We start from the raw sequence: 18740 nt of genomic DNA on the forward strand, positions 1-18740 counted from the left end.
GCCAACGGGCGCCCTTCGTCAAGGTCGCGGCCAGCACAGACATCGGACTCATTCGTCTAGGCCGACATCGGCCGCTGCACCCTGATCGACTGCAACAGCCCCACGGCCACCCACACCGCGAACATCGACGAGCCCCCGTACGAGACGAAGGGCAGGGGCAGTCCCGCCACCGGCATGATGCCGAGGGTCATGCCGACGTTCTCGAAGGACTGGAAGGCGAACCAGGCGATGATGCCGGCGGCGACGATCGTGCCGTACAGCTCGGTCGTCTCGCGGGCGATACGGCAGGCACGCCACAGCACCACGCCCATCAGCAGCAGGATCAGTCCGGCGCCGATGAAGCCGAGTTCCTCGCCGGCGACCGTGAAGACGAAGTCCGTCTGCTGTTCGGGGACGAACTGGCCGGTGGTCTGCGAGCCCTTGCCGAGTCCGGTGCCGAAGAGGCCGCCCGAACCGATCGCGATGCGCGCCTGGTTGGTGTTGTAGCCGACACCGGCGGGGTCTAGCTCGGGGTTGGCGAAGGCGGCGAAGCGGTTGATCTGGTACTCGTCGAGGATCCCCAGTTGCCAGACCGCGATGGCGCCGAGGGCACCCGTCCCGATGAGGCCGAGCACCCAGCGGTTGGAGGCGCCGGAGGCGAGCAGCACACCGAGCACGATGATGACCATGACCATGACCGAGCCGAGGTCGGGCATGAGCAGGACGATCAGTATCGGCACGGCGGCCAGTCCCAGGGCCTGCAGGACCGTGCGGTGGTCGGGGTACGGCTTGTCGCCGGCGTCGACCCGGGCCGCGAGCAGCATCGCCATGCCCAGGATGATCGTGATCTTCACGAACTCGGAGGGCTGCAGCGAGAAGCCGCCGCCGAGGACGATCCACGCGTGGGAGCCGTTGATCGTCGCGCCGAGCGGGGTCAGCACCAGCAGGATCAGGAACACCGAGATGCCGTACAGGATCGGCACGGCCGTGCGCAGCGTGCGGTGCCCGAGCCAGACCGTGCCGATCATCAGGGCGAACCCGATGCCCGTGTTGAGCAGATGCCGGACCAGGAAGTAGTACGGGTCGCCCTGGTTGAGTTCGGTGCGGTTGCGGGTCGCCGAGTAGACGAGGGCCGCGCCGATCACGGAGAGGGCGATGGCCGCGAGCAGTATGGGCCAGTCGAGCCGTCGCGCCAACGAGTCGCGGGCGAACAGCCGTGCCAGGGCGGAGCGTTCGGGGCCGTATCCGGAGACCGAGAAGCTGTTGGCACCGGTCATGTGGTCCTCCGCCTCTTCTTGCGGCGGGCAGCGCGCCTTCGGTTGTCACGGTTGTTGCCGGTGTTGGGCGAGGGCGTGGTGGCTGCCGGGTCGTTACCCGTCGCCGCCTGCTGCTGGTCCTGTTGGGACGCCTGCTCCTTGGTCGGGTCGTACTTCTTGATCTTCGGGGCGTCGATCGAACCGTCCTGCTCGATCTTCGGCAGGCTCTTCTGCGGCGTGTACAGCAGCGCCTTCTTCTTGTCGATCGAGCCGTCCTCGCTGACCCCGTACAGCGCGTTGTAGATCTTGCGCACGGCGGGGCCGGAGGCACCGGATCCGGTACCACCCTGGGAGATGGTCATGACGACCGTGTAGTCCTTGGTGTACGTGGTGAACCATGAGGTCGTCTGCTTGCCGTAGACCTCGGCCGTACCCGTCTTGGCGTGCATCGGGATCTTGTCCTGCGGCCAGCCGCCGAACCGCCAGGCGGCCGTACCGCGGGTCGCGACTCCCGCGAGGGCTTGGTCTATCTCGTCGCGCGTCGTCCTGGTCATCGGCAGCTTGCCGTGCGACTTGGGCCTGATCTCCTGGATGTGCTTGCCGTCGGCGCTGAGGATCGCCTTGCCGACGGTCGGGTTGTAGAGGGTGCCGCCGTTGGAGATTGCCCCGTAGATGGTCGCCATCTGGATGGGCGTGACGAGGGTGTCGCCCTGGCCGATGGAGTAGTTGACGGAGTCACCGGCGCGCAGCCGGTTACCCTCCAGGCAGTTCTCGTACGCGATCCGCTCGGCGTACGAGCCGTCCTTCTTGCCCTGCTTGCACCAGGCGTCCTTGTTGGCCTTCCAGTAGTTCTTCTTCCACTGGCGGTCGGGGACACGGCCGGTGACCTCGTTCGGGAGGTCGATGCCGGTCTCCTTGCCGAGGCCGAACCTGTGGGCCGTCTTGTAGAACCAGTCCTTGGCGTTCTTCTTCGGCTTGTTGCCGCCGTCCCGGTTCCACTCCTCGTGCGAGAGCCGGTAGAAGACGGTGTCGCAGGAGACCTCCAGGGCGCGGCCGAGGCTGATCGGGCCGTACCCCTTGGACTCGAAGTTCTTGAAGACCTGGCCGCCGATGGAGTACGAGCTGGAGCATTCGTAGGGGCCGTTGAAGGAGTAGCCCGCGTTGACGGCGGCGGCCGTCGGGATGACCTTGAAGACGGAGCCGGGGGCCGACTGGCCCTGGATCGCCCGGTTCAGCAGCGGGTAGTTGGAGTCCTTGCCGGTGAGCTTGGCGTAGTCCTTGCCGGAGATCCCGCCGACCCAGGCGTTGGGGTCGTAGTTCGGGTTGGACGCCATGGCGACGACACGGCCCGTCTTGGCCTCCATCACCACGACCGCGCCGGAGTCCGCCTTGTAGTTCGTTCCGGTGTTCCGGTCGTGCTGCTTGCGGGCCTCCTTCATCGCCTCGTTGAGCTCGTACTCGGCGACGCGCTGGACGCGGGCGTCGATGCTGGTGACGACGTTCGCGCCGGGCTTGGCCTCGTCGCTCTTGGCCTGCCCGATGACGCGGCCGAGGTTGTCGACCTCGTAGCGGGTGACGCCTGCCTTGCCGCGCAGTTCCTTGTCGTACTGGCGCTCCAGGCCGGAGCGGCCGACCTGGTCGGAGCGCAGATACGGTGAGTCGGTGTGCTCGGCTTCCTTGATCTCCTCGTCCGTGACGGGTGAGAGATAGCCGAGGACCTGCGCGGTGTTGGCGTCGCCGGGGCTCGCGTAGCGGCGTACGGCCTGGGGCTCGGCGGTGATGCCGGGGAAATCCTCGGAGCGTTCGCGGATCTGCAGGGCCTGCTTGGCCGTGGCCTCGTCGGTGATGGGGATCGGCTGGTAGGGCGAGCCGTTCCAGCACGGCTGCGGCGTCTTGGCGTCGCACAGCCGCACCTTGGCCATGACGTCCTTGGGCTTCATGCCCAGGACGCCGGCCAGCTTGGCGAGGACGGCCTTGCCGTCGTCCTTCATCTTCAGCAGATCGGTGCGGGACGCGGAGACCACGAGCCGGGTCTCGTTGTCCGCGATCGGTACGCCGCGGGCGTCGAGGATCGAGCCGCGTACGGCCGGACTGACGACCTGCTGAACGTGGTTGCCGGAGGCCTCCTTGGCGTAGGCGTCGCCCTCACGGATCTGGAGGTACCAGAGGCGTCCGCCGAGCGTGCCGAGGAGGGAGACGACGAGGATCTGAATGATGACGAGCCGGATCTGGACTCGTGGGGTCCGGCCGGTTTCGGGGATGTTGGTCACTGCGGCTGCCTCCCCCTCTCAGAGCGCGTACGAGTCGGAGTCATACGAATACGTGGCCGGCCTGGGCCGGTGGATGGCGCCGGCGGCCCCGGCAGGTGTCGTATCGGCGTGGGTTTGGGGGAGGTTGCCGCTCTCACAGGCGCTTGACCCCCTTGATGCGCCCCGCGCGGGCGACTCGCGCCTTCGCGGACTTCATGCGCAGGCCGCCGCGCTGTCGGCCGATGTTCAGGCCCGTGCCGGACGACAGCCAGCCGGTGGACACGTCGGCCGCCGTGGAGGAGCCGCCGGTCTCGGCGAGTGGATCGTTGTCGGCGCGTCGGGCCAGCGCCATGATCCCGGGGACCACGAAGGGCGCGAGCAGCAGGTCGTAGAGCGCGGCCGTGAACAGCAGGCTGCCCAGGCCCACATGGCGTGCGGCGGTGTCACCGACGAGGGCGCCGACGCCCGCGTACAGGAGTGTGGAGCCGATCGCGGCGGCGACGACCACGACCATCGGGCCGGTCGCGGACTTGAGCTGGCCGGTGTCGGGTTTGGCGAGGCCGGCGAGGTAGCCGATGACGCACAGCACGAGGGCGTAGCGGCCGGCGGCGTGGTCGGCGGGTGGCGCGAAGTCGGCGAGGAGGCCGGCGCCGAAGCCGATGAGGGCGCCGCCGACGTGGCCGTAGACCAGGGCGAGGCCGAGGACGGTGAGCAGCAGCAAGTCCGGTACGGCGCCTGGCAGGTGGAGGCGGGCGAGGACGCTCACCTGGATCACCAGGGCGACGATCACGAGGGTGGTGGAGAGCAGCATTCGGTTGGGGCGCATGGGATTTCAGCTCCTACTGCTCTTGCTGCTCTTGCTGCAGACCGTCGGCGGGCACCTGGGCCGACGGGGTGACCGTCACGGTCACCGTCGGCGTGGGGGTCGGCTTGGGTTCGGGTGGCAACACCTTGTCGCGCGGGTCCCTGCGCGGGGCCTCGACGACGACGCCGACGATGTCGAGCTTGCTGAAGGCGACGTACGGCTCCACGTAGAGCGTGCGGGTCAGGTCGCCGGCGGAGGGGTCGACGCGGGAGACGACGCCGACGGGGACACCGGGCACGAACGGCTTGTCGGCCTGGGAGCCGAAGGTGACCAGTCGGTCGCCCTTCTTGATCTTGGCCTTGCCGTTGAGCAGTTCCACGCGCAGCTGCCGGTCGCCCTGGCCCGAGGCGAAGCCGAGTTCGTCGGTGGACTCCATGCGCGTACCGACCGTGAAGTCGGGGTCGGTGGCGAGGAGCACGGTGGCGGTGTTCGGGCCGACCGTCGTGACCCGTCCCACCAGGCCGTCCCCGTTCAGGACGGTCATGTCGCGCTTGATGCCGTCGTTGGCGCCGACGTCGAGGGTGACGGTCCAGGAGAAGCCCTGGGCCGCGCCGATCGCGATGACTTCGGCGCCCTTGATGCCGTACTGCCCGGCACCCGCCGTCTTCAGCATCTTGTTGAGCTGTTTGAGACGACTTCGGTTGCGGTCGTCGCTGCCCAGCTTCGCCTTCAACGCGGCGTTGTCACGCTCCAGCTGGGCGATACGGTCATGCCGGTCGCCGGAGTCGCGGACCGCCGCGATCGCGTTGCCGACGGGGTCGACCGCGGAGGACACCCCGTTCTCGATCGGGCCGAAGACCGTGGCGGCCGCCCGGCGGGCACCGTCGACGGGCGAGTCCTCGCCGCCGCGGATGTCCACCGTGATCAAAGCGAACGCGATGGCGATCAGCAGCACCAGGAGCAGCCGGCTCTCTCGTGTGTCCCTCACGTGCGGCGGCCGTGCCTTCCCTCGTCGGAATTCGTGTAGGGCTCCCCGAGCCGGGGCGCTATGGGGGAGCTTATGCCTCAATATCAACGATCCGCCGCACGAGAGGGGATCATCTCGTACGGCGGAATCGAAGAGTTACGTCATCTGCGCGGCTGGGCGTCCAGTACTTGCTGGAGCGCCTCGAACTCCTCGACACACTTGCCGGAACCGAGTGCGACGCTGTCGAGCGGATCCTCGGCGATGTGGATCGGCATGCCGGTCTCTCTCCGCAGCCGCTCGTCGAGCCCGCGCAGCAACGCACCGCCACCGGTGAGGACGATCCCCCGGTCCATGACGTCACCGGAGAGCTCGGGCGGACACTTGTCGAGCGTGGTCTTCACCGCGTCGACAATGGCGTTGACCGGCTCTTCGATGGCCTTCCGCACCTCGGCCGCGGAGATGACGACGGTCTTCGGCAGGCCGGAGACGAGATCCCGGCCGCGGATTTCGGTGTGCTCGTCGGAGTCGAGGTCGTACGCCGAGCCGATGGTGATCTTGATCTGCTCGGCCGTCCGTTCACCGAGAAGGAGCGAGTACTCCTTCTTGATGTGCTGGATGATCGCGTTGTCGAGTTCGTCGCCCGCGACGCGGATGGACTGTGCCGTGACGATTCCGCCGAGCGAGATGACCGCCACCTCGGTGGTGCCGCCGCCGATGTCCACCACCATGTTGCCCGTGGCCTCGTGGACCGGCAGGCCGGATCCGATGGCCGCGGCCATGGGCTCCTCGATGATGTGCACCTGGCGCGCGCCCGCCTGGGACGACGCCTCGATGACGGCGCGTCGCTCGACGCCCGTGATCCCGGAGGGGACACAGACGACGACACGAGGGCGGGCGAGATACCGCCGCTTGTGGATCTTCAGGATGAAGTAGCGGAGCATCCGCTCGGTGATCTCGAAGTCGGCGATGACGCCGTCCTTCAGCGGCCGTACGGCGACGATGTTGCCGGGCGTCCGCCCGATCATCTTCTTCGCCTCCGCGCCGACGGCGAGGATGCCGCCGGTGTTGGTGTTGATCGCGACGACGGAGGGCTCGTTGAGTACGATCCCGCGACCCCTGACGTACACCAGCGTGTTGGCGGTCCCGAGGTCGACAGCCATGTCACGGCCGATGAACGACATTGAGTTCCCCATCAGGATTCGTCTGGCCTTCCCAAGTGGAGCTTTTGATGGCTTTTTAGGTAGGCGAGGTGTGAGCGCTGTGACGTGAAGGCTTCCATCGTAGTCTCGCCTGTCCGAACACAGCGCAAGGGTCTTCGCCATTGTCAGCAGATGATGTGCCGCCCCGCTTGTGGAGACGAGCCATTGGGGGCATGCGTTCCCCCAATCGCCACGCATATGCCAGGTGGCGGCCGGATTTCTCCGACAGTCGCTGGTCAGACACACACCTCGACTGACATGGCGTCAGAAAAATTCACCCGAGTGCGCAGGACGATTACGCACCCGGGGCTCTTGATACGGACCCGACTGGGCTAAGCGAGGCCGGGGAAGAAGATCTTCAGCTCGCGCTCGGCGGACTCCTCGGAGTCCGAGGCGTGGATCAGGTTCTCTCGGACGATCACACCGAAGTCGCCGCGGATGGAGCCGGGAGCCGCGGCGATCGGGTCGGTCGGCCCCGCGAGCGCCCGTACGCCCTCGATGACCCGCTCACCCTCGACGACCAGGGCGACCACGGGACCGGAGGACATGAAGGCGACCAGCGGCTCGTAGAAGGGCTTGCCCTTGTGCTCGCCGTAGTGCTGCTCCAGCGTCTCCTGGTCTAGCGTGCGAAGCTCCAGCGCGGTGATCTGCCAGCCGGCCTTGCGCTCGATACGGCTGATGATCTCGCCGGTCAGGCCACGACGGACCGCGTCGGGCTTGAGGAGGACGAGGGTGCGCTGGCTCACGGTGGGGCTCCTTCTATGACAGATGTGCGGCGGATCGAGGTTACAGGGCGTGTCGGAGTACGCATCACGCAGCGTCAGCCCACGACGAGCGCGACCGCTGGGAAGAAGCCGCCGAAGCCACCGAAGCCGCCGAAGCCGCCCGCAGGGGCCTACGCCGGGTTGCTTCCCGTCTCCGCCTCCGCCTCGCCCTCGGCCCCGGCCTCCGCCTGCGCGGCGAACCGCGCCTTCGCCTCGTCCACCTTCCGCCCGAAGTGGACGGAGGCCCACCACAGAGCGGCGAAGATCGCGCCCAGGAAGAACATCGTCGGAACGACGAAACCGGAAGCGATCAACGCGATCTGCAGGGCCCAGCCCAGCTGGACACCCCCCGGCCGCGTCACCACACCGCACAGCAGCACGCACAGCACCATCGCGACACCGCTGACCGTCCAGACCGTCGTCATGGACAGGCCGGGGTCCTTCATGGCGACCAGTCCGGCGAAGCCGATGACGAAGAACTCACCGATCAGCGTCGAAGAACAGAGCGTACGCACAGGTCAGCCCCTCCCCAGGAGCAGTCGGGCCTCGCCGACCGTGATGACGGAGCCGGTGACGAGGACGCCCCCGCCCGCGTACTCGCCCTCCTCCTCGGCGAGCGTGATCGCCGCCTCCAGGGCGTCGTCGAGGCGCGGCTCGACCTGGACGCGGTCGTCACCGAAGACCTCGACGGCAAGTGCGGCCAGCGCATCCGCGTCCATCGCACGATGGCTGGAATTCTGCGTGATCACGACCTCGGCGAAGATCGGCTCGAACGCCTCCAGCAGCCCCCGCACGTTCTTGTCGTCGCTCATCCCGACCACACCGATCAGCCGGCTGAAGTCGAAGACCTCGCTGATGCCCTCGGCCGTGGCGCGAGCGCCCGCCGGATTGTGCGCGGCGTCCAGAACGACGGTCGGCGATCGCCGCACGACCTCCAGGCGGCCCGGCGAGGCGACCGCGGCGAAGGCCTTGCGCACCGTGTCGATGTCGAGCGGATCGGGCCGCTGGGACCCGACCCCGAAGAACGCCTCGACGGCGGCGAGCGCCACCGCCGCGTTGTGCGCCTGGTACGCCCCGTGCAGCGGCAGGAACATCTCTTCGTACTCGCCGCCGAGGCCGCGCAGCGTCAGCAACTGCCCGCCGACGGCGACCTGACGCGACACGACCCCGAACTCCAAGCCCTCGCGGGCGACCGTCGCATCGACCTCGACGGCCTTCTTCAGCAGCACCTGCGCCGCGTCGACCGGCTGCTGCGCCAGGATGACGGTCGCGTCCTGCTTGACGACGCCCGCCTTCTCCGCGGCGATCTCACCGGGCGTGGTGCCGAGCCGGTCCGTGTGGTCCAGGTCGATGGGGGTGACGACCGCGACATCGGCATCGATCACGTTCGTGGCGTCCCAGCTGCCGCCCATCCCCACTTCCACGACGGCCACGTCGACCGGCGCGTCCGCGAACGCCGCGTACGCCATGCCCGTCAGGACCTCGAAGAAGGAGAGCCGGAACTCCTGCTGGGCGTCCACCATCTCCACGTACGGCTTGATGTCGTGGTACGTCTCGATGAACCGCTCTGCGTCCACCGGCGCGCCGTCCAGGCTGATCCGCTCGGTGATCGACTGGACGTGCGGCGAGGTGTACCGCCCGGTGCGCAGCTCGAAGGCGCCGAGGAGCGCCTCGATCATGCGGGCCGTGGACGTCTTGCCGTTCGTCCCCGTGATGTGGATCGAGGGATACGAGCGCTGCGGCTCGCCCAGCACGTCCATCAGCGCGGCGATCCGGGCGACGGACGGCTCCAGCTTCGTCTCGCCCCAACGCGTGGCCAGCTCGGCCTCGACCTCGCGCAACGCCTGGTCGATTGCGGGATCGGCCGGCCGCGCGGGCACGTCGGACTGCGGCGGACCGCCCTGGGTGCGCAGGGTGCGGCTGCCTGCCTCGATCACCGCGAGGTCGGGGTCGCGTTCCGTCTCCGCCCCGACGATCTCGTCGAACGGGTCGGATGGTCCGGGCTCGCTGCTGTCGTGCGGGGGGAACTCACTCACATGGCCAGTCTACGGAGCCCGACCGACAAGAGGAGAAGGCGCCCGGGACCTCGAGGGTCCCGGGCGCCTTCCACCACTTACCAGGGCCGGTCAGGCCACCGGTCAGGCCACAACCAACACGGCCGGCTAGGCCGTCGGCAGCCGCTCCAACTGGGTCTGAATCCGCGCGATGTCCTCGTCCGCCTTGGCGAGGCGCGTGCGGATCTTCTCCACGACGTGGTCCGGGGCCTTCGCGAGGAACGCCTCGTTGCCGAGCTTGGCGTTCGCCTGGGCCTTCTCCTTCTCGGCGGCGGCCAGGTCCTTGGCGAGCCGCTTGCGCTCCGCCGCCACGTCGATCGTGCCGGACAGGTCGAGCGCGACGGTCGCGCCCGCGACCGGCAGCGTCGCCGTCGCCGCGAAGCCCTCGCCCTCCGGCTGGAGGCGCAGCAGCTGACGGATGGCCGCCTCGTGCGGGGCCAGGGCGGTCCCGTCGAGGCTGACGCGGGCCGGGACGCGCTGGCCGGGCTGGAGGCCCTGGTCGGCGCGGAAGCGGCGGACCTCCGTGATGACCTGCTGGAGCGTCTCGATCTCCCGCTCGGCGCCGGTATCACGGAAGCCGCTGTCTTTCGGCCACTCGGCGATCACGACGGACTCGCCGCCCGTCAGGGTGGTCCAGAGCGTCTCCGTGACGAACGGGACGACCGGGTGCAGCAGCTTCAGCGTGACGTCCAGGACCTCGCCCAGGACCCGCTTGCTGACGTCGGCGGCCGCGCCGCCCGCGTTGAACGTCGTCTTGGACAGCTCGACGTACCAGTCGAAGACCTCGTCCCACGCGAAGTGGAAGAGGGCGTCGGAGAGCTTGGCGAACTGGAAGTCGTCGTAGAACGCGTCGACTTCGGCGACGGTCTTGTTGAGGCGGGACAGGATCCACCGGTCGGTCGCCGACATCTGGGACGGGTCCGGGAGCGGGCCCTCGACCGTCGCGCCGTTCATCAGTGCGAAGCGCGTGGCGTTCCAGATCTTGTTGGCGAAGTTCCGGGACGCCTGGACCCAGTCCTCGCCGATCGGCACGTCCGTACCGGGGTTGGCGCCGCGGGCCAGGGTGAAGCGGACGGCGTCGGAGCCGTACGTGTCCATCCAGTCCAGCGGGTCGACGACGTTGCCGAAGGACTTCGACATCTTCTTGCCGCGCTCGTCGCGGACCAGACCGGTCAGGGCGATGGTCGTGAACGGGGCCTCGCCGTCCATCGCGTACAGACCGAACATCATCATCCGGGCGACCCAGAAGAAGATGATGTCGTGGCCGGTCAGCAGGACGTCCGTCGAGTAGAACTTCCGCAGGTCCGGGGTCTGTTCGGGCCAGCCGAGCGTGGAGAACGGCCACAGACCGGAGGAGAACCAGGTGTCGAGGACGTCGGTGTCCTGGGTCCAGCCGTCACCGCTCGGCGGCTCCTCGTCGGGGCCGACGCAGCGGACCTCGCCGTCCGGCCCGTACCAGACGGGAATCCGGTGGCCCCACCACAACTGCCGCGAGATGCACCAGTCGTGCATGTTGTCGACCCAGTCGAAGTAGCGCTTCGACATGTCCTCGGGGTGGATCCTGACCCGGCCGTCCCGGACCGCGTCGCCCGCCGCCTTGGCGAGCGGACCGACCTTGACCCACCACTGCATGGACAGCCGCGGCTCGATGGTGGTCTTGCAGCGCGAGCAGTGGCCGACCGAGTGGACGTACGGGCGCTTCTCGGCGACGATCCGGCCCTGCGAGCGCAGCGCGCCGACGATGGCGGAGCGCGCCTCGAACCGGTCGAGTCCCTGGAAGGGGCCGTGGGCGGTGATGACCGCCCGCTCGTCCATGACCGTGATGGATTCCAGGCCGTGGCGCTGGCCGATGGCGAAGTCGTTCGGGTCGTGGGCCGGGGTGACCTTGACGGCGCCGGTGCCGAACTCGGGGTCGACGTGCGTGTCGGCGACGACGGGGATGCTGCGGTCGGTGAGAGGCAGCTTGATCCTCTTCCCGATCAGGTGCCGGTAGCGCTCGTCGTCGGGGTGGACGGCGACGGCGGTGTCACCGAGCATCGTCTCGGCGCGGGTGGTCGCGACGACAAGAGTCTCGTCGCCCTCCCCGTACTTGATGGAGACGAGTTCGCCGTCGTCGTCCTGGTACTCGACCTCGATGTCCGAGATGGCCGTCAGGCAGCGCGGACACCAGTTGATGATGCGCTCGGCGCGATAGATCAACTCGTCTTCGTACAGCTTCTTGAAGATGGTCTGGACGGCACGGGACAGGCCCTCGTCCATAGTGAACCGCTCGCGCGACCAGTCGACACCGTCCCCGAGCCGCCGCATCTGGCCGAGGATCTTGCCCCCGTACTCTTCCTTCCACTGCCAGACGCGCTCGACGAACTCCTCGCGCCCCAGGTCGTGGCGGGACTTGCCTTCCTCGGCGAGCTGCTGCTCGACCTTGTTCTGCGTCGCGATACCGGCGTGGTCCATGCCGGGCAGCCACAGCGACTCGAACCCCTGCATGCGCTTGCGGCGGGTCAGGGCGTCCATGAGCGTGTGCTGGAAGGCGTGCCCCAGGTGGAGCGAACCGGTGACGTTCGGCGGCGGGATGACGATGGTGTACGGGGTCTTGTCACTCTTCGCGTCGGCGGCGAAGTACCCCTTGTCCACCCAACGCTCGTACAGCTTCCCCTCTACCTCGGCCGGCGCGTACTGGGTCGGCAGTTCGGTGATGGGCGCTGTGGGCTGCTGCTGAGCGTTCTCGGTCACGGGCTCAGTTTAGAGGTGTTACAGGCCCGTCCCGAAACGGGATTCTTCTGTAACGGTGCGCCCCCCGATGCATCGCGCTCTCCCTGCCTGCGCCAGGATGTTCGAAACGCATAAGCATCTGGAGGGGAACCCAGAGATGAGCTACAACCAGCCGGGCCCGTACGGCGGGCAACAGCCCCAGCAGCCCGGACCGTACGGTCAGCCGGGCCCGTACGGCGGGCAGCCCCCGCAGGCCCCCCAGCCCGGCTACGGCTACCCGCAGCAGGCTCCACCGCAGCAGCCGGGCTACGGGTACCCACAGCAGACCCCTCCCGGAGCCCCGCCCCAGCAGCCCGGTTACGGCCAGCAGCCCCCGCCCTACGGGGTTCCGCAGCCTCCGGCTCCCGACGGCGGCAAGAAGAAGACGGGGATCATCATCGGCGCGGTGGCGGTCGTGGCCGCGATCGCCGTGGGGACGTACTTCGTGATCGGCGGGGGCGGCGGCAGCGGTTCGGACATCGCCGACGACGGCCCGCACAAGCTGACAACTCCGGCAACGGTGCTGGGTGGTGAGTACAAGAAGGGCAAGGACACGGAGAGCGGCGGCTTCGACAAGAGCGACATGGAGGAAGCGGAGAAGCACGGCGTGAAGAACGCCAAGAACGTCGACGCGGCCTACCAGGCCGGGGACGAGTCCAACCCCCTGGCCATGAAGATGCTCCAGTTCATGGGGGTCTACGGCGAGATCGAAGACCCGGAGAAGGTCGTCGACGCCATGTTCGCGGAGCTCAAGAAGAACGCCGCCGAGGACAAGTCGGGCGAGGGCGAGCTCGTCGGCAGCCCGAAGGCCTACAAGCCCAGCGGTCTGGACGGCGCGGTCCTGAAGTGCCAGGAGACCAAGATCAAGAACGACGACGCCTCGTCGGGCGACCCGGCCTCCGGCCCCAAGGAGATCAGCATGCCGGTGTGCATCTGGGGTGACCACAGCACCCTCGGCGTCATCATCAACATCGACTTCGCCGACGCCATGGCAGGCAAGAGCGCCGACCTCAGCGGGTCCGCCGACATCACGGCCAAGTTCCGCAAGGAAGTACGCGTCAAGGCGTGAGCATCTACGCGTGACCACGAACGAGGAGGGGGTGGCCCAGATTGGGCCACCCCCTCCTCGTATGTGCGTATCGCCTACGCCGTCTTCTGCTCCCCCGAGCCGCGGCCGCGGGCGTCCCGTGGGATCAGGGTCGGGTTGACGTTCGAGAGGACCACGTCCGGCGTGATGACGACGCGGCCGACGTCCTTGCGGGACGGGACTTCGTACATCACCGACTGCAGGACCTCTTCCATGATGGCGCGCAACCCGCGGGCGCCGGTCTGGCGGAGGATGGCCTGGTCGGCGATCGCTTCGAGGGCCTCGCGCTCGAAGTCCAGCTCCACGCCGTCGAGTTCGAAGAGGCGCTGGTACTGCTTCACCAGCGCGTTGCGCGGTTCGACGAGGATCTGGAGCAGGGCCTCGCGGTCCAGGTTGTGGACCGAAGTGATCACCGGGAGGCGGCCGATGAACTCCGGGATCATGCCGAACTTGACCAGGTCCTCGGGCATGACGTCCTCGAACTGGTCCTTCTCCTCCAGCTCGCGCTTCGAGCGGATCGTCGCGCCGAAGCCGATGCCCTTCGCACCCGCTCGGGACTCGATGATCTTCTCCAGGCCGGCGAAGGCACCGCCCACGATGAACAGGACGTTCGTCGTGTCGATTTGGATGAACTCCTGGTGAGGGTGCTTGCGTCCGCCCTGGGGCGGGACCGAGGCCGTCGTGCCCTCCAGGATCTTGAGCAGCGCCTGCTGGACGCCCTCGCCGCTCACATCCCTTGTGATCGACGGGTTTTCGCTCTTACGAGCCACCTTGTCGATCTCGTCGATGTAGATGATCCCGGTCTCGGCCTTCTTGACGTCGTAGTCCGCCGCCTGGATCAGCTTCAGCAGGATGTTCTCGACGTCCTCGCCGACATACCCGGCCTCCGTCAGCGCCGTCGCGTCCGCGATGGCGAAGGGGACGTTGAGCATGCGCGCCAGGGTCTGGGCCAGCAGCGTCTTGCCCGAGCCCGTGGGGCCGAGGAGCAGGATGTTGGACTTCGCCAACTCGATGGCGTCGTCGCGGTTTTGGCCCCCGCCGTTCTCACCGGCCTGGACCCGCTTGTAGTGGTTGTACACCGCGACCGAGAGAGCCTTCTTCGCCGACTCCTGCCCGACGACGTACCCCTCGAGGAACTCGTAGATCTCGCGTGGTTTGGGGAGTTCCTCCCACCTCACCTCGCTCGTCTCGGCGAGCTCTTCCTCGATGATCTCGTTGCAGAGATCGATGCACTCGTCGCAGATATACACACCGGGGCCTGCGATGAGCTTCTTGACCTGCTTCTGGCTCTTGCCACAGAACGAGCACTTGAGCAGATCGCCGCCGTCACCGATGCGTGCCACGGTGTGCTTCCCCTTCGCCTGGGAGACGCCTAGGTCCAGCGGCTCCTGGTGCTGCCTTATGTCCGACGGTACCTTGCCGAGCCCCTCGTTCGGGCCCCCCTTGGCGCGGTTCACTTTGTCGTGGACCGCGCCAAGGAGCGGCTGACGATACAGCGCTACGTCACGCGACCGCCGCGTTGTTCATCTTCCGGGTCGAAATGATCTGGTCGATCAGGCCGTACGAGAGCGCGTCCTCAGCGGTGAGGATCTTGTCGCGCTCGATGTCCTCGCGGATCTTCTCGATCGGCGTCGTGGAGTGCTTGGCCAGCAGTTCCTCCAGCTGGGCGCGCATCCGCAGGATTTCGTTCGCCGCGATCTCCAGGTCGGAGACCTGCCCGCGACCCGTCTCACTGTAGGGCTGGTGGATCAGCACGCGCGCGTTCGGGAGCGCCATGCGCTTGCCCGGCGTACCGGCGGCGAGCAGGATCGCGGCGGCGGAGGCCGCCTGACCCATGCAGACCGTCTGGATGTCCGGCTTCACGAACTGCATCGTGTCGTAGATGGCCGTGAGCGCCGTGAAGGAACCACCGGGGCTGTTGATGTAGACCGAGATGTCACGGTCGGGGTCCATCGACTCCAGGCACAGCAGCTGCGCCATGACGTCGTTGGCGGAGGCGTCGTCGATCTGCACGCCGAGGAAGATCACGCGCTCCTCGAAGAGCTTCGCGTACGGGTCGTACTCGCGCACACCCTGGGAGGTGCGCTCGACGAAGCGCGGGATGACGTAGCGGGACTCCGCGCGAGGACCGGTGTACTCGGCCTGCGTGCGGGCGTAGAGGCCGCTACCGGGGAAGTCGTTCACTGTGTCTCCTGGAGAGCCTGAAAAGGGCTGAGGCGGTCGGCTGGGGGCTCGGAGGGGGCCTTGGGTCGGCTAGCGCGTGGCGCCGGCCTAGGCCGCCCCCGTGCCGCCGCCGCCCGGCATGCCGGCAGCGGTGGGCATGATGTCGTCGATGAGGCCGTACTCCTTGGCCTCGAGCGGGTCGAACCAGCGGTCCCGGTCCGAGTCGCGGGTGATCTGCTCCACGGTCTGGCCGGTGTGGAAGGCGGTCAGCTCCGCCATCCGCTTCTTGGTGTGCAGCAGCCGCTCGGCGTGGATCTTGATGTCCGACGCGGAGCCGGCGAGACCGGCCGAGGGCTGGTGAATCAGGATCTCTGCGTTCGGCAGCGCGAAGCGCTTGCCCGGGGTACCCGCGCTCAGCAGGAACTGACCCATGGAGGCTGCCATGCCCATGGCGATGGTCACGACGTCGTTCTGGATGTACTGCATGGTGTCGTAGATCGCCATACCGGCCGTGATCGATCCGCCGGGGCTGTTGATGTACAGGAAGATGTCCTTGTCCGGGTCGGCGGCAAGGAGCAACAGCTGTGCGGTGATCTTGTTCGCGATGTCGTCGTCGACCGGCTGGCCGAGGAAAATGATCCGCTCGCCGAGCAGCCGGTTGTAGACCTGGTCGCCGAGGCCACCACCGATGGAAGGCTCGCCGGCGGCGGAAGGCATCAGATTCGTCACGTATCCACCTGCTCGTCTTTACGACGGCGCCGGGCCGTCTTACGTGTTCTGCCGGGGCTTGGGGCCCCGTGTGCGCGCCGCGTCGGGCGGCTCCGGGGACTCCCCTGCCCTCGTACTCATGGACCCTAACGCGCAGGCAGGCGGGTGCCATCCCGGTTCTTGGACTGTTCGCTGTGAGCGCAGGTCGCTCCGCTGGGTTCGGCAGGTTTGGGCGGGCCCGGCATGGGGTTCCTCCGTTGGGGGTACCGGGGCGCTCGGGGCTCCGCGTTCAAGCGGGTTCCCTTCCCCAACCCCACCCCTTCCCGAAACAGGGGGCTGCGCCCCCAGGCCCCCCGTGCCCGCGGTCGCCCTCGGGCGGGAGGGGGAGGTGGGGGTGGGTGGGTTTCGTACTTCGGGTGCGGGCCCGGTTTTGGCTGGTCGCGCAGTTCCCCGCGCCCCTACAGGGCGCGCCCCAGTTGCCCACGCGCGGGAAGGCGCGCTCCAGTCGCCCACGCGCGGGAGGCGGCGGAGTCGGGGCACCCAGCCGCAGGCGCCCGACCACGGGAGGGGGCGTGTGCCGGTGCGTCGTCGCCCGTTGTCTCAGGAGACCCGTGCCTACTTACCAGCCCAGGGCCGTATGCCCCCGCGGCGACGGGCGGGCGCACCGGCACACGGCCCCGATCCACCCAGCGGACGCGACGGGCCCAGGGGCGCGTGGTCGCGTCCCTGGGCCCGTTCTACGTTGTTGCTCAGGTGGAGTCCGAGGCTCAGGCCTCGGGCTTCTCCTCGGTGGCCTCGGCGGAGGCGTCCGCCTCGGTTCCGGTCTCGGCCTCGGTCTCGGACGAGGACTCCGTCTCGTCCTCTTCCTCGTCGTCCAGGTCGACGATCTCGCCGTTCGTGTCCTTGACCGTCGAGGCCTCGACGACAACCGCGAGGGCCTTGCCGCGGGCGACCTCGCCGACGAGCATCGGGACCTGGCCGCCCTCGACGACCGCCTGGGCGAACTGGTCGGGGGACATGCCGGAGGAGGCCGCACGCCGCATGAGGTGCTCGGTGAGCTCCTCCTGGCTGACGTTCAGCTTCTCCTTGTTGACCAGCTCGTCGAGGACGAACTGGGTCTTGATGCCCTTGACCGCGGCCTCGCGCGTCTCGGTGTCGAACTCCTCGGCCGTCTTGCCCTGGATCTCCAGGTACTTCTCGAGGTCGAGACCCATCTGACCGAGCTGGTGGTGCTCGAGGTTGTGCTTACGGGTGTTGATCTCGTCCTCGAGGAGCTTCTCGGGGACGGGCACCTCGACCAGCTCCAGCAGCTTCTCCAGGACACGCTCCTGGGCCTGCGTGGCCTGGTCGTACTGCTTGGTGTTCTCGAGGCGCTGGCGGCTGTCCGCCTTCAGCTCGTCGAGCGTGTCGAACTCCGACGCGAGCTGCGCGAAGTCGTCGTCCAGCTCGGGCAGCTCACGCGCGGCGACCTGGGTGACCTTGACGGTGACCTCGGCCTCCTTGCCGGCCGCCGAGCCGCCCTTGAGCTCGGAGGTGAAGGTGGCCTCGCCACCGGCCTCCAGGCCCTTCACGGCGTCGTCGATGCCGTCGAGCAGCTCGCCCGAGCCGATGGTGTAGGAGACGCCGGAGGCAACGCCGTCCTCGAGGACCTCGCCGTCGACCTTGGCCTCCAGGTCGATCGTCACGACGTCGCCGTCCTCGGCGGCCCGCTCGACCGGGGAGGTCGAGGCGAAGCGCTCACGCAGCTCGGTGACGGCCTTGTCGACGTCCTCGTCGCTGACCTCCACGGCGTCGACCTCGACCTCGATGCCGGAGTAGTCCGGGATCTCGATGGCCGGGCGGATGTCGACCTCGGCGGTGAAGTTCAGCGTCTCGCCGTCCTTCAGCTCCGTGATGTCGACCTCGGGCTGGCCGAGGACGTTCAGCTCGGCGTTGTTCACGGCGTCGGTGTAGAACTTCGGAAGCGCGTCGTTGACCGCCTCCTCCAGAACCGCACCGCGACCGAACCGCTGGTCGATGACGCGCGCCGGAATCTTGCCCTTCCGGAAGCCCTTCACCGTGACCTGCTGGTTGATCTTCTTGTACGCCGCGTCGAGGCTGTCCTTGAGCTCCTCGAAGGGCACCTCGACAGTGAGCCGAACCCGGGTCGGGTTCAGGGTCTCCACGGCGCTCTTCACGGTTCGGTCTCCTTGATGGCTGACTTCTTGGGGGTTCTGCTGGCGACCTCTACCAGGTGCGGCGGGAGCCTCAGCGGATTCGCGGCCCTTGAGAGACGTGACAGTGCAGACACACGGGCGCGCAGCTTGCATAGTAACCGCAGGCGGTACACGCCCCAAAAGGCGATCTTGCGGTCCCGGAGATCCCTGGACTGGACCCCTGTCGGGTCCGGCCGGTGGTCGGGGTGGCGGGATTTGAACCCACGGCCTTCCGCTCCCAAAGCGGACGCGCTACCAAGCTGCGCCACACCCCGTTCGGTGCGACACGTAGGGTACATGCCCGCAGGCAGTGCGGCTCCCGCATTTCATGAGCGCCCCCGGGGGCACGGAACGGGGTGTGCGGCGAGGGCCCGCGACCCGCTACGATGCTTCCGTGCCGCGCGTCGACTGACCTGCGGCGCACCCTGTGCGGGCGTAGCTCAATGGTAGAGCCCTAGTCTTCCAAACTAGCTACGCGGGTTCGATTCCCGTCGCCCGCTCCACATGGCCCAGGGCCAGGTCGGAGGATGATCAGCATCCTCCGACCTGGCCCTGGGTCGTTT

General features: G+C 68.0%; 14 protein-coding genes and 2 tRNA genes. 2 read left to right on the forward strand and 14 right to left on the reverse strand.

Annotated elements, in window-relative coordinates:
* Window positions 1-56 precede the first annotated feature (56 nt).
* The 9 genes from rodA to FE633_RS30990 form a co-directional block, all read right to left on the reverse strand.
* Window positions 57-1256: a rod shape-determining protein RodA gene (gene rodA / locus FE633_RS30950; protein ID WP_138048482.1), complete on the reverse strand. Its 1200-nt coding sequence runs from the start codon at window positions 1254-1256 to the stop codon at window positions 57-59.
* On the reverse strand, window positions 1253-3505 hold the full coding sequence (gene mrdA, locus FE633_RS30955; protein ID WP_138048483.1) for a penicillin-binding protein 2: 2253 nt from the start codon (window positions 3503-3505) through the stop codon (window positions 1253-1255). Before mrdA ends, rodA begins: the two co-directional genes overlap by 4 nt.
* Window positions 3506-3638: 133 nt before the next feature.
* Window positions 3639-4310 carry a rod shape-determining protein MreD gene (gene mreD, locus FE633_RS30960; RefSeq protein WP_138048484.1) on the reverse strand — a complete coding sequence of 224 codons (672 nt, stop codon included), beginning with the start codon at window positions 4308-4310 and terminating at the stop codon, window positions 3639-3641.
* A gap of 13 nt (window positions 4311-4323) precedes the next feature.
* Entirely contained in the window at window positions 4324-5277 is a 954-nt protein-coding gene (mreC, locus tag FE633_RS30965) for a rod shape-determining protein MreC (RefSeq protein WP_138048485.1), read from the reverse strand.
* A gap of 140 nt (window positions 5278-5417) precedes the next feature.
* The gene (locus FE633_RS30970; RefSeq protein WP_059131610.1) at window positions 5418-6437 is read right to left on the reverse strand and encodes a rod shape-determining protein; all 1020 of its coding nucleotides are present in this window, start codon (window positions 6435-6437) and stop codon (window positions 5418-5420) included.
* Between the two features lie 350 nt (window positions 6438-6787).
* Complete coding sequence (gene ndk, locus FE633_RS30975) at window positions 6788-7201, reverse strand: nucleoside-diphosphate kinase (protein ID WP_138048486.1); 414 nt, start codon at window positions 7199-7201, stop codon at window positions 6788-6790.
* Window positions 7202-7350: 149 nt separating this feature from the next.
* The gene (locus tag FE633_RS30980; protein WP_138048487.1) at window positions 7351-7734 is read right to left on the reverse strand and encodes a DUF4233 domain-containing protein; all 384 of its coding nucleotides are present in this window, start codon (window positions 7732-7734) and stop codon (window positions 7351-7353) included.
* Between the two features lie 3 nt (window positions 7735-7737).
* Window positions 7738-9255, reverse strand: coding sequence for a bifunctional tetrahydrofolate synthase/dihydrofolate synthase (folC, locus tag FE633_RS30985; protein WP_138048488.1), 1518 nt, complete (start codon window positions 9253-9255; stop codon window positions 7738-7740).
* Window positions 9256-9381: 126 nt separating this feature from the next.
* Window positions 9382-12006 (reverse strand): valine--tRNA ligase, encoded by a 2625-nt coding sequence (locus FE633_RS30990; protein ID WP_138048489.1) that lies wholly within the window; start codon window positions 12004-12006, stop codon window positions 9382-9384.
* Window positions 12007-12142: 136 nt separating this feature from the next.
* Here FE633_RS30990 and FE633_RS30995 point away from each other — a divergent pair, with 136 nt between their 5' ends.
* On the forward strand, window positions 12143-13093 hold the full coding sequence (locus FE633_RS30995) for a hypothetical protein (protein ID WP_138048490.1): 951 nt from the start codon (window positions 12143-12145) through the stop codon (window positions 13091-13093).
* Window positions 13094-13167: 74 nt separating this feature from the next.
* Here FE633_RS30995 and clpX read toward each other — a convergent pair whose 3' ends face one another.
* The 5 genes from clpX to FE633_RS31020 form a co-directional block, all read right to left on the reverse strand.
* Window positions 13168-14454, reverse strand: coding sequence for an ATP-dependent Clp protease ATP-binding subunit ClpX (clpX, locus tag FE633_RS31000; protein WP_138048491.1), 1287 nt, complete (start codon window positions 14452-14454; stop codon window positions 13168-13170).
* Between the two features lie 160 nt (window positions 14455-14614).
* The gene (locus tag FE633_RS31005) at window positions 14615-15295 is read right to left on the reverse strand and encodes an ATP-dependent Clp protease proteolytic subunit (protein WP_119103770.1); all 681 of its coding nucleotides are present in this window, start codon (window positions 15293-15295) and stop codon (window positions 14615-14617) included.
* A gap of 87 nt (window positions 15296-15382) precedes the next feature.
* Complete coding sequence (locus FE633_RS31010; RefSeq protein WP_138048532.1) at window positions 15383-15991, reverse strand: ATP-dependent Clp protease proteolytic subunit; 609 nt, start codon at window positions 15989-15991, stop codon at window positions 15383-15385.
* A 758-nt stretch (window positions 15992-16749) separates the two neighbouring features.
* Window positions 16750-18159 carry a trigger factor gene (gene tig / locus FE633_RS31015; RefSeq protein ID WP_138048492.1) on the reverse strand — a complete coding sequence of 470 codons (1410 nt, stop codon included), beginning with the start codon at window positions 18157-18159 and terminating at the stop codon, window positions 16750-16752.
* A 216-nt stretch (window positions 18160-18375) separates the two neighbouring features.
* Window positions 18376-18452 (reverse strand) — tRNA-Pro (locus tag FE633_RS31020).
* A 154-nt stretch (window positions 18453-18606) separates the two neighbouring features.
* Here FE633_RS31020 and FE633_RS31025 point away from each other — a divergent pair.
* Window positions 18607-18680 (forward strand) — tRNA-Gly (locus tag FE633_RS31025).
* The last annotated feature ends 60 nt before the right edge of the window (window positions 18681-18740 follow it).

The organism is Streptomyces montanus (assembly GCF_005786655.1).
GTDB classification, from domain to species: domain Bacteria; phylum Actinomycetota; class Actinomycetes; order Streptomycetales; family Streptomycetaceae; genus Streptomyces; species Streptomyces sporangiiformans.